Origin of the sequence: Amycolatopsis alba DSM 44262, assembly GCF_000384215.1 — a bacterium.
Classification (GTDB): domain Bacteria; phylum Actinomycetota; class Actinomycetes; order Mycobacteriales; family Pseudonocardiaceae; genus Amycolatopsis; species Amycolatopsis alba.
Map to the genome: position 1 here is coordinate 5323208 of NZ_KB913032.1, position 12658 is coordinate 5335865.

The 12658-nt window shown below is 71.0% G+C and carries 3 protein-coding genes; all 3 read left to right on the forward strand.

The features are described from left to right. Positions 1 to 131: 131 nt before the first annotated feature. The 3 genes from AMYAL_RS0125405 to AMYAL_RS0125415 all read left to right on the forward strand — a co-directional run bounded on the left by AMYAL_RS0125405 (position 132) and on the right by AMYAL_RS0125415 (position 12429). Entirely contained in the window at positions 132 to 962 is an 831-nt protein-coding gene (locus AMYAL_RS0125405; protein WP_020634078.1) for a prephenate dehydrogenase, read from the forward strand. Positions 963 to 1078: 116 nt separating this feature from the next. Further along, a complete protein-coding gene (locus AMYAL_RS0125410) occupies positions 1079 to 3037 on the forward strand; it encodes an ABC transporter ATP-binding protein (RefSeq protein WP_020634079.1) in 1959 nt (652 codons plus the stop codon). Positions 3038 to 3039: 2 nt separating this feature from the next. Next, positions 3040 to 12429: a non-ribosomal peptide synthetase gene (locus AMYAL_RS0125415; RefSeq protein ID WP_020634080.1), complete on the forward strand. Its 9390-nt coding sequence runs from the start codon at positions 3040 to 3042 to the stop codon at positions 12427 to 12429. Positions 12430 to 12658 lie beyond the last annotated feature (229 nt).

The following is a 12658-nucleotide window of genomic DNA, read 5'->3' on the forward strand; positions in this document are numbered from 1 at the left end:
GGCGAAGGGGGATGGACGGGGTTCCCGCCATCCCCCTTTCTCTTGCGACCTGGCGCCAGGAGTCCATATCGGACAGTCCGGCAGGCGGGGACGATGGACCGAACTCCCGATGAACGGCAAAAGGAGCAGCGGTGAGCATCGCGAAGGTACTTGTCGTCGGCACCGGCTTGATCGGCACCTCGGTCGCGCTGGCCCTTCGTGAGCAGGACGTGGCGGTGTACCTCGCGGACGTCGACGCGCGGGCCGCGCACCTTGCGCGGGAGCTCGGCGCGGGCGAGGAGTGGAGCGGCGGGGAAGTCGATCTGGCGGTGATCGCCGTGCCACCGCCGCTCGTCGCGGAAAAGCTTGCGGAGCTGCAGAAACGGGAAGTCGCGTCGGCGTACACCGATGTCGCCAGCGTCAAGGCGGGGCCGATCGCCGACGCGCGGCGGCTCGGCTGCGATCCGGCTTCTTACGTGCCGGGGCATCCGCTCGCCGGCCGCGAACGTTCCGGCCCCGCCGCGGCCCGCGCCGACCTGTTCCTCGGCCGCCCCTGGGCGCTTTGCCCCGGCACAGGGGCGTCCGCGGACGCCGTCCTGCTGGTGCGGGAGCTGGTGTCGCTGTGCGGGGCGAGCGCCGTCACCGTCGGCGCGGACGAGCACGACTCGGCGGTGGCGCTGGTGTCGCACGCCCCGCACGTGGTGGCGTCGGCCGTGGCGGCGGCGCTGGAGCGCGGCGACGACGTCGCGTTGAGCCTCGCCGGACAGGGACTGCGCGACGTGACCCGCATCGCCGCCGGGAATCCCTTGTTGTGGCAAGAAATACTTTCCGGGAACGCCACGAGGGTGGCGGTCGTGCTCGACAGGATCGCGGGTGATCTCGCGGCGGCGGCCTCGGCGTTGCGGTCCGGCGACCCCGACGAGGTCACGGATCTGCTCCTGCGTGGCGTCGCGGGCCACGCCCGGATCCCCGCAAGGCCTTGAGCCTGGCGGTAAAACGCGTCCAAGTGCCGAAACTGCTCGCTTGGACTCACTCGTGGACATCGACTCGAATCAGCACGATTGAACTCGCCGACTTGGCTCGTGAGAGAGGTGACCGAATGGACGTGGTGTTGCGCTTCGAGGGGGTGGACAAGAGTGACGACGATCCCGATCCCTGGGTGACGAAGGTCCGCAAAGGAACCGTGCGCCGGGTGCTCGCCTACTTCCGCCCGCACGTCGGCAAGGTGGCGCTCTTCGTCCTCGTCGCCGTCCTGGAGGCGCTGATCGTCGTCGCGACTCCGTTGCTGCTGAAGGAACTCATCGACGGCGGCATCGTCAAGAACGATCTCGGGGTCGTGGTCTGGATGGCCGTCCTCACCGCCGTGCTCGCCGTGGTGGGCGCGGTGCTGGCGCTGGTTTCGGGCTACATCTCCGGGAAGATCGGGGAGGGGATCACCTACGACCTCCGGGTCCAGGCGCTCGACCATGTCCGGCGGCTGCCGATCGCGTTCTTCACCCGCACGCAGACCGGGGTGCTGGTCGGCAGGCTGCACACCGAACTGATCATGGCGCAGCAGCATTTCACCGGTCTGCTCATGGCGGCCACCAGTCTGGTCATGGTCGTGGTGGTGCTGGCCGAGCTGTTCTACCTTTCGTGGCTCGTCGCCGTCATCTCACTGGTGCTGATCCCGATCTTCCTCGTGCCGTGGATCCGCGTCGGGCGGGTGATCCAGCGGCGCAGCATCGGGCGGATGGACGCGAACACCGGCCTCGGCGGAATCCTCCAGGAACGGTTCAACGTCCAGGGCGCGATGCTCTCCAAGCTCTTCGGCCGCCCGGACGAGGAGATGGCCGACTACGCGGATCGCGCCGGGAAGATCCGCGACATCGGCGTGAGCCTTTCCGTCTGGGGCCGGATGGCCTTCGTGATGATGGGGCTGATGGCCTCGCTCGCCACGGCGCTCGTCTACGGGATCGGCGGCGGGCTCGTGCTCGCCGGGGCGTTCCAGCTCGGCACGCTGGTCGCCATCGCCACCCTGCTCGGGCGGATGTTCGGGCCGATCACCCAGCTGTCCGGGATGCAGGAGCTCGCGCAGACCGTCATCGTGAGCTTCTCCCGTGTCTTCGAGCTGCTCGATCTGAAGCCGTTGATCCAGGAACGCCCCGGCGCGGTCGCCCTCGAAAAGAACGTGGCGCCGGACATCGAGTTCGAGAACGTGTCGTTCCGCTATCCCACCGCGGACGAGGTCTCGCTGGTGTCGCTGGAGCATCTGCGGGCCGAGCGGGAGCGCGGGGAGGTTTCGCCGAACGTCCTGAGCGACGTGAGTTTCCGCGTGGGGGCCGGAACCCTCACCGCGCTCGTCGGCCCGTCCGGCGCGGGGAAGAGCACCATCACCCACCTCGTCTCGCGGCTGTACGACCCGAACTCCGGAAGCGTCCGCGTCGGCGGGCACGACCTGCGGGACCTCAGCTTCGATTCGCTCCGCGAAACGGTAGGCGTGGTCAGCCAGGACGCCTACCTCTTCCACAACACGATCCGGGAGAACCTGCTCTACGCCCGGCCGACCGCCACCGAGGACGAACTGATCGCGGCCTGCAAGGGCGCCCAGATCTGGGAGCTGATCGAATCCCTCCCGCTCGGGTTGGACACCGTCTCCGGCGATCGCGGCTATCGCATGTCGGGTGGCGAGAAGCAGCGGCTGGCCATCGCCAGGCTGCTGCTGAAGGCGCCGACGATCGTCGTCCTCGACGAAGCCACCGCGCATCTGGACTCCGAGTCGGAGGCCGCCGTCCAGCGGGCGCTCAAGACCGCCCTGCGCAGCCGGACCTCGCTGGTGATCGCCCACCGGCTGTCCACGATCCGTGAGGCCGACCAGATCCTCGTGATCGACGGCGGCGGGGTGCGGGAACGCGGGACCCACGACGAGTTGCTGGCCGCGGGCGGTCTTTACGCCGAGCTCTACCACACGCAGTTCGCCAACCCGGCGAACGACGCCGCCAAGCCGGAAATCGACGAAACCGAGCTGGACGAGCTCGAACCTCAGCCGGCGATCCAACCCCTGGGCTTCGGAGGATGACGATGAATTCCGCTGCGCGGACCACGGTCCTGGATCTGTTCGCGTCGCATGTGGACCGGGCCCCCGACGCGGTGGCCGTTGTCGACGGCGACCGGGTGCTGACGTATCGGGAACTCGACGAGCGCGCGGGCCTGCTGGCCGCGCGCCTCGGCGGCCGGGGCATCCGCCGCGGCGACCGGGTCGCGGTGATGATGGGCCGCTCCGCGGACCTGGTGGTCGCGTTGCTCGCCGTGTGGAAGGCGGGGGCGACGTACGTGCCGGTGGACGCGGCCTACCCCGCGCCGCGCGTGGAATTCATGGTGTCGGACTCGGCGTCGGCGCTGACGGTGTGTTCGGTCGCGGCGCGTGCCGCCGTACCGGCCGGGACGGAGTTCCTCGAAGCGGACGCCGTCACGGACGAGGGCGCGGGCGTCGCGTCCGAAGACACGGTGCGCCCGGAGGACCTGGCGTTCGTGATGTACACGTCCGGTTCGACGGGCACGCCGAAGGGCGTGGCGATCTCGCAGCGCAGTGTCGCGGAGCTGGTGCGGGACCCCGGCTGGGTGATGGAACCCGGCGAAGCGGTCCTCATGCATTCGCCGCACGCCTTCGACGCGTCCCTGTTCGAGGTCTGGACGCCGCTGGCGTCGGGTGCGCGGGTGGTCGTCGCCGGACCGGGCGCGGTGGACGCGCGGCGCCTGCGGGAAGCGGCCGCGGCCGGAGTGACGCGGGTGTACCTGACCGCGGGGAGTTTCCGCGCGGTGGCGGAGGAGACGCCGGAATCGTTCGCGGGTTTCCGCGAGGTGCTGACCGGCGGTGACGTGGTGCCGGTGCACGCGGTGGCGCGGGTGCGGGAAGCCTGCCCGCGCGCGCGGGTCCGGCATATGTACGGCCCGACGGAAGCGACGATGTGCGGGACGTGGCATCTGCTGGAGCCGGATGACGTCCTGGGCTCGGTGCTGCCGATCGGACGTCCGCTGGCGGGCCGCGCGGTCCAGGTGCTCGACGAGTCGCTGCGGCCGGTGAAACCCGGCGTCGTCGGCGACCTGTATCTCTCCGGGAGCCTGGCGGAGGGCTACTTCGGCCGGGCGGGGCTGACGGCGGAACGGTTCGTGGCGGATCCGGCAGGCTCCGGCGAGCGGATGTACTGGACCGGTGACCTCGCCCGGTGGACCGCCGAAGGTGAGCTGCTGTTCGCGGGCCGGGCCGACAACCAGGTGAAGGTCCGCGGGTTCCGGATCGAGCCCGGCGAGATCGAGGCCGCGCTGATCACCCAGCCGGACGTCCAGGACGCCGTGGTGGCGGCGATCGACGGACGGCTCATCGGCTACGTGGTGGCAGGCAAGGACATCGACACCGCGCTCGTCCGCGAGCGCCTCCGCGCGGTGCTGCCGGAGTACCTGGTCCCGGTCGCCGTGCTGGTACTGGACGCGTTGCCGCTGACCGGCAACGGCAAGGTGGACCGGGCGGCGCTGCCCGCGCCCGAGTTCGCGGCGAGCACCACGAGCCGGGAACCGCGCACCGAGGCCGAGAACGTCCTTTGTGGACTGTTCGCCGAGGTGCTCCGGCTCGACCGCGCCGGTGTCGACGACGGTTTCTTCGCACTGGGCGGGGATTCGATCCTCGCGATGCGCCTGGCGGCCCGTGCGGCCAAGGCGGGCCTGCTGGTGACACCCGTCCAGATCTTCGAGGAGACGACTCCCGCCCGGCTCGCGGCCGTGGCGCGCGACCTCCCGGCAGTCCTGCCCGGCGACGGCCCCCTGATCGCCTTGACCGAGGCGGAGGAGGCCGAGCTGGCGATCGCCGCTCCGGGCGCCGCCGAGATCTGGCCGCTGGCCCCGCTGCAGGAGGGGTTGCTCTTCGAATCGATCCTCGACGACCAGGGCCCCGACATCTACCAGGTGCAGGTGATCCTGGAGCTGACCGGGGAGCTGGACGAGGCCCGCCTGCGGGCCGCGTGGGAAGCGATCGTCGCCCGGCACCCCGAGCTCCGGCTGACCTTCCACCGGCTCGAGTCGGGCAAGACGGTGCAAGCCGTCCACGAAGACGTCACCGTGCCCTGGCAGACGGAGGATCTGACAGGCGCCGAAGACGTCGACGCGGCCTTCGAGGCCCTGGCCTTCCGGGAACAGGACAAGCGGTTCGACCTCGCCAAGGCGCCGCTGGTCCGGCTGGTGCTGGTCCGGACCGGCGAGGACCGGCACCGGCTGCTCGTCGTCATCCACCACATCCTGGTCGACGGCTGGTCGGTCGCGGTCATCCTCAACGAGGCGTTCGGAGCCTACGAGTCCGAGGGACCGCTGCCGGAACCGCGCGAGGGCGCCTCCTACGGGGACTATCTGGCCTGGCTGGACCGGCAGGACAAGGACGCGGCCCGCGAGGCATGGCGGGCGGAGCTGTCCGACCTCGACGAGCCCGCGCTGGTCGCGACGGCGGATCCCGCGACGGACTACGACTACCGCGTCACCCACCTGCCGCCCGCGCTGCACACCAGGCTGCTGGAGTTCACCCGCGAACACGGGCTGACGCCGAGCACGGTGGTGCACGCTGCCTGGGCGATGGTGCTGGCGCGGCTCACGCGGCGGACCGACGTGGTGTTCGGCACCATGGTCGCGACCCGCCCCGCGGAACTTCGGGGCGTGGAGTCGATGCCGGGCCTGCTGATGAGCGCGATGCCGGTCCGGGTGTCCTTGGACGGCGGGCGAACGGTCATGGACACGCTCACCGACCTGTACGGCAGGCAGCGGGCCCTCATGCCGCATCAGCATCTGGGGCTGCCGGAGATCCAGAAGGCGGCCGGACCCGGCGCGACCTTCGACACGCTGCTGGTGGTCGAGAACTACCCGCGCGAGTACGCCGGCCGGTACAAGTATCTGCGCACGATCGAGGGAACCCACTATCCGCTGACCCTCGGCATCACGCCGGGTGACCGGTTCAAGATCCAGCTCGGCTACTGGCAGGGACAGGTCCCGGCCGCCATCGCCGACTCGCTGCTGGACTGGTTCGTCGGCGCCATCGACGCGGTGGTCGCCGACCCGTCCGGCCTCGTGGGGCGGATCGGGGTGGGCGAGCCCGAGGTGCGCCGGTGGGATCCGCCGACGGTGACGGGGGAGCCGCTGCCCGCGCTGGTCGGGCGGATCGCGGCGCGGTGGCCGGACAACGTCGCGCTGGCGGACAGCGACGGCGAGTTGTCGTACGCGGAGCTGTGGGACCGGTCGGTGAAGTTCGCGGCAGTGTTGCGCGCCACCGGGGTCGGCACCGAATCGCGGGTCGGTCTCGTGGTGGGCCGGTCGTCCTGGTGGACGGTGGGCATGCTCGGCGTGCTGCTCGCGGGCGGCACGTTCGTGCCGGTGGACCCGGCGTATCCGGACGAGCGCAAGGAATGGATCTTCCGGAGCGCGGACCCGATGCTGGTGGTGTGCGCGGAATCGACGCGGGGGACGGTGCCCGCCGGGTTCGCGGACCGGTTGCTCGTGATCGACGAGGTCGATCTGGAAACGGCCCCGGCGGCCGAGCTGCCAGCGGTGGATCCGCGCAGTGCCGCGTACGTGATCTACACGTCGGGCTCGACGGGAACCCCGAAGGGCGTCGTCGTCACCCATACCGGGCTGGGGAATCTGGCGCTGGCGCATATCGACCGGTTCGCCGTGACCCCGTCCTCGCGGGTCCTGCAGTTCGCCGCGCTCGGCTTCGACACCATCGTGTCCGAGGTGATGATGGCGCTGCTCGCGGGCGCGACCCTGGTGGTGCCGCCGGAGCACGAGCTGCCGCCGCGGATGTCGATGGCCGAAACGCTGGCACGGTGGGACATCACGCAGGTGAAGGCGCCGCCGTCGGTGCTCGGCACACTCGACGCGTTGCCGGACAGGGTGGACACCGTGGTGGCGGCGGGAGAACTCTGCCCGCCGGGCCTGGTGGACCGGCTGTCCGCGCATCACCGGATGATCAACGCCTACGGGCCGACCGAGACCACGATCTGCGCGACGATGAGCTTTCCGCTCACGCCGGGCCAGCATCCGATCCCGTTCGGCGGACCGGTCCCCGGTGTGCGCGGCTATCTGCTGGACTCGTTCCTGCGCCCGTTGCCGCCCGGCGTCACCGGTGAGCTGTACCTGGCGGGCGTCGGCGTGGCCCGCGGCTACCTCGGCCGTCCGGCGCTGACGGCCGAGCGGTTCATCGCCGATCCGTTCCACCCCGGCGAGCGCATGTACCGGACCGGGGACCTGGCGTACTGGACCGACCAGGGCGAGCTGGTGTCCGCAGGCCGCGCCGACGACCAGGTCAAGATCCGCGGCTTCCGGGTCGAACCGCGCGAGATCGAGTTCGCCCTGTCCGCCTATCCCCGTGTCACCCAGGCCGCGGTGACCGTCCGCGAAGAGCGGCTCCTCGCCTACGTGACACCGGGCGACGTCGACACGCAGGCGGTGCGGGCGCATCTCGCGTCCCGCATGCCGCAGTACATGGTGCCCGCGGCGGTGGTGGCGCTGGACGTCCTGCCGCTGACGGCGCACGGGAAGATCGACCGGCGCGCGCTGCCCGATCCCGATTTCTCCACCGGGGCGCCCACGAGGGAGCCCGCCACCGAGACCGAGCGGGTGCTGTGCGAGCTGTTCGCCGGCGTGCTCGGCCTCGACCAGGTCAGCGTGGACGACAGTTTCTTCGACCTCGGCGGGGATTCCATCCTCTCGATGCAGCTGGCGGCGCGGGCCCGGCGCTCGGGCCTGACGTTCAGCGCGGCGGACGTCTTCGACGGGAAGACCCCGGAACGGATCGCGCGGCTGGCGGAGGAGTCGGCGCCGCCCGCTCCCGCCGTGAAGACCGACGGCGTGGGCGAGGTCCCGTGGACGCCGGTGACGCGGCTGCTGGGAGACGGTGTCACCGGACCGGGATTCGCGCAGTGGATGGTGGTGGCGGCGCCTTCGGAGCTGACGGAGAAGGTGCTGCTCGCGGGGTTCACTGCCGTGGTGGACACGCACGACATGCTGCGGGCGCGGGTCGTCGGCGGTCGCTTGGTGGCCGGTGAGCGCGGGTCGGTGAACGTGGCCGGGCTGGTCACCCGCGTCAAGCTCGACGACCGTTCGCCGGAGGACGCGGCGCGTGACGCCGTCGGCAGGCTGGACCCGTCGGCGGGCGTGATGGCGCAGGCGGTGTGGCTCGACGCCGGACCGGACCGGCTCGGGCGGCTGCTGGTGGTGGCGCATCACCTCTCGGTCGACGGCGTGTCCTGGCGGGTGCTGCTGTCGGATCTGCAGGCGGCCTGCGAGGCGGCGGCCGCGGGCCGGAAACCGGTGCTGGAGCCGGTGGGCGTGTCGTTCAAGCGGTGGGCGGACCAGCTGAAGGAGTGGGCGGTCTCCGCGGAACGGGTCGCCGAACTGGCGGCGTGGAAGGCGATTCTCGGCCAAGAGGAGCAGCCGATCGACGGGCGGCCGACGGACGGCGCGGTGCGCTCGCGGTCGTGGGTGGTGCCGAAGGTGGACACCTCGGCGTTGGTGGGGCACGCTCCGGCGCTGTTCCACTGCGGCGTGAACGAGGTCCTGCTCGCCGGGCTGGCGGGCGCGGTGACGCGACGGCACGGTGGCGACGCGGTGCTGGTGGACGTGGAAGGCCACGGCCGTCATCCGGTCGCCGGGACGGATCTGTCCCGGACGGTGGGCTGGTTCACCAGCGCGCATCCGGTCCGGCTGGCCGTGGCGGGGATCGAGTGGGCGGAGGCGCTCGCCGGTGGACCGGCGGCTGGACGGTTGCTGAAGACGGTCAAGGAGCAGGCGCGGGCCGTGCCCGGCGACGGACTCGGCTACGGCTTGCTGCGGTACCTCAACGACGTGACCGGTCCGGTGCTGGCGGAACTGCCGTCGCCGCGGATCGGGTTCAACTACCTGGGCCGGTTCGCCGCCGGGGAGCAGGGCGGTGCGCGGGCGTGGCAGCCGGTCGGGGAGATCGGCAGTGCGGTGGAGCCGGGAATGGGCCTGCCGCACGCGCTCGAGGTCAACGCGATCGTCCAGGATCTGCCGGACGGCCCCGAGCTGACGCTCATGCTGGAATGGCAGGACGGCGTGCTCGACGAGGCCGAGGTCGAACGACTCGCCGAGGACTGGCTGGCCATGTTGTCCGGGCTGGCGCGTCAGGCGTCCGATCCCGCCGCGGGCGGGCACACCGCGTCCGACTTCGCCCTCGTCGACCTGGACCAGGCCGAGATCGAGGCGCTCGAAGCCGAGTACGCGAACGCCGGTGGGGTGGCCGACGTGCTGCCGCTTTCGCCGCTGCAGCACGGGCTGGCCTTCCACGCCGGCTACGGGGGTGACGGTGTTGACGTCTACACCGCACAGGCGGTGCTGGACCTGGGCGGCCCGCTGGACATGCATCTGCTGCGGAAGTCGGTACGCGGGCTCGTGGACCGGCACGCGAATCTGCGCGCCGGATTCCGGCACTCCGCCGCCGGGCCCGCCTACCAGGTGATCCCCGGCGACCTCGCAGTGCCAGTGTCCTTTGTGGACGCGACGGGGTCGGCTGATCCGGAAGCCGAGGCGGCGGCGGTGGCCGCGGCCGAACGGGCACGGCCGTTCGATCTCGCCAAGCCCCCGCTGCTGCGGCTCACGGTGGTGGCCATCGGCCAGGACAGTCACCGGCTGGTGCTGACCAACCACCACATCCTGCTCGACGGCTGGTCGACGCCGCTGCTGCTGGACGAACTGCTCACGCTTTACCGCGACGGAGCGCCGGCGCCGGTCACCCCGTACCGGGATTACCTGGCCTGGGTCGGCGAAACCGATCGGGACGCGTCGATCGCCGCGTGGCGCGATGCCTTGGCGGGCCTGCCGGAACCGACCTTGGTCGGCCACGACCGGCCGGTGCCGGTCGAGGTGCCGGGGCAGCTGTGGGCCGAACTGGACGAGACGTTCGCCGAGGCTTTGGCGACGCGGGCCCGCGAGTGCGGGGTCACCGTCAGCACGATGCTGCAGGCGGTGTGGGGCCTGGTGCTGACGGCGATCACGGGCCGCGACGACGTGGTGTTCGGCGCGGTGGTGTCCGGGCGCCCGGCCGAGCTGCCAGGGGTCGAGACCATGATCGGGCTGTTCATCAACACCGTCCCGGTCCGGATCCGGATGCGGCCGCAGTACACCTTCGCCGCGCTGGTGCGGCAGGTCCAGGACGAGCAGATCTCGTTGCTGTCGCACCACCACGTCGGGCTCACCGACATCCAGCAGGCCGCCGGACTCGGCCGGTTGTTCGACACCCTCGTCGTCTACGAGAACTACCCCCGGCCGGACGAGACCGCCGACGCGGAACCGGATCGGTTGCGGCTGAAGGGAATGACCGCCGCCGACGCCACTCACTACCCCCTGGCGCTGGCCGTCGTCCCCGGCGAGGTCCTGCGGCTGCGGCTGGAGCACCAGCCCGCGCTGTTCACCACCGAGCAGGCCGAAGCCGTGCTGGCCCGGTTCACGCGGGTGCTCGAAGCCGTGGTCGCCGAGCCGCGGACGCCGCTCGCGGCGGTGCCGATGCTGTCCGACGCCGAACAGCGAGAGCTGCTGGCGCGCAACGACACCGCGGTGCCGGTGCCGGACCGGACACTGCCGGAACTGTTCGCCGCGCAGGTCGCCGCCACCCCGGACGCGACCGCAGTGATCTTCGAGGACCGGTCGCTGTCCTACGCCGAGCTCGATGCCCGCGCCACTCAGCTGGCGCGTTGGCTCATCGAGCAGGGCGCCGGGCCGGAAGAGCTGGTCGCGGTGATGCTGCCCCGATCGCTGGAACTGGTCGTCACGGTGCTGGCGATCACCAAGACAGGCGGCGCCTGGCTGCCGATCGACCCGGTCTATCCGGCCGACCGCGTCGCCTACATCCTCGGCGACGCCGCACCGGCGCTGGCGATCACGACCGCGGCGCTGACGGCGTCGCCCGCCGGCGAGGTGCTGGCGGCGTGGCCGAGGACGATGGTGATCGACGATCTCGCGACCGTGAACGAGAGGGCGGACCGGGGTCTCGACGCCGACCGCGTCCGGCCGCTGGATCCGTGCCTGCCCGCCTATCTCATCTACACCTCGGGCTCCACCGGTCAGCCGAAGGCCGTCGTCGTCACCCATCGGAACCTGGCGAACTACCTGTTCCACTGTGGACAGAAGTATCCAGGACTGCGGGGACGGTCGCTGCTGCATTCGTCGATCGCCTTCGATCTGACGGTGACCGCGATGCTCACGCCGTTCACCGTCGGGGGAGCGGTCCAGGTCGGCGCGCTGGAAGACCTGATCGGCACGGTGGAGAGCGCCCCGGCGCTGTTCCTCAAGGCCACCCCGAGCCATCTGAAGACCTTGGACACCGGTTCCCGCGAGATCGCCGTTCCCGGCGACCTCCTGCTCGGCGGCGAACAGCTGTCCGTCGACACGCTCGCCCAGTGGCGGCGGACGTACCCGAACACCGTGGTGGTCAACGAGTACGGGCCGACCGAAACGACGGTCGGCTGTGTCGAGTACCGGCTCGAACCAGGGCAGGCGGCTCCGGCCGCCGAAGTGGTGCCGATCGGCACTCCGATGACGAACATGCGGGCGTACGTCTTGGATTCGTGGCTGCGCCCGGTGCCGCCGGGTGCGGTGGGCGAGCTGTACGTGGCGGGCGCCGGGGTGGCGCGGGGCTACCTGGGACGGCCTGGCTTGACCGCGTCGCGGTTCGTGGCCGATCCGTCCGGCTCCGGCGAGCGGATGTACTGGACCGGGGACCTGGTGTGGTGGAACCCGGACGGCGAGCTGGTGTTCGCCGGTCGCGTCGACGATCAGGTGAAGGTGCGGGGATTCCGCATCGAACCCGGCGAGATCGAGGCGGCGCTGGTGGCGCACGAGTCGGTGGGACAGGCCGTGGTGATGGCCCGTGACAGTGCTTCCGGCAAACGGCTGATCGGCTACGTGACCGCCGCCGGGGACGCCGGAGTGGACGCGGCCGCCGTTCGCGAGGCTCTCGCGGCCCGGCTGCCGCAGTACATGGTGCCCGCGGCGGTGGTGGTGCTCGACGCGCTTCCGTTGACGGCCAACGGGAAAGTCGACCGGGACGCGCTCCCGGATCCCGACTTCAACGAACGCGTCTCCGGCCGGGAACCGGTCACCGAGGCCGAGCGGCTGCTGTGCGCGCTCTTCGCCGAAGTGCTCGGCCTGGAACGGGCGGGCGCGGACGACAGTTTCTTCGAACTGGGCGGGGATTCGATCCTTTCGATGCAACTGGCGGCACGGGCCCACCGCGCGGGAATGGCCTTCGGCGCGCGCGAGGTGTTCGAACAACGGACACCCGCGGGGATCGCGGCGGTCGTGGAACGGGGAGCGGGGGAAATCGCCGCGGTGGACCACGCCGCGTCCGATGTCGCTCTTCTCGAATTGAATCAAGACGAGATCGACGAATTCGAAGCCGAGTTCGAAAGCGGTCGCTGACGCGGCGTGGCCGGGACGACGTTGCGAAAGCCACTTTCGCAACGTCGAAGGTTGCGAAAGTGGCTTTCGCAACACCGGCCCGGATCGCCGCTGCAGGAGCTGTGGATCCCTGAACCGACGCGGCTGGACATGTTGTCCGGTAAGGCCGGGCAGGGGGATGATCCTCCACGGGGGAACTTCCGCATACGACGTCGCACTCCCCGATCCGGTCCAAAGAACCGGATCGGGG

Excerpts from the sequence above, each read along its gene's own strand:
- AMYAL_RS0125410 (WP_020634079.1), top strand. The coding sequence starts at position 1,079 with ATGGACGTGGTGTTGCGCTTCGAGGGGGTGGACAAGAGTGACGACGAT.
- AMYAL_RS0125415 (WP_020634080.1), top strand. The coding sequence starts at position 3,040 with ATGAATTCCGCTGCGCGGACCACGGTCCTGGATCTGTTCGCGTCGCAT.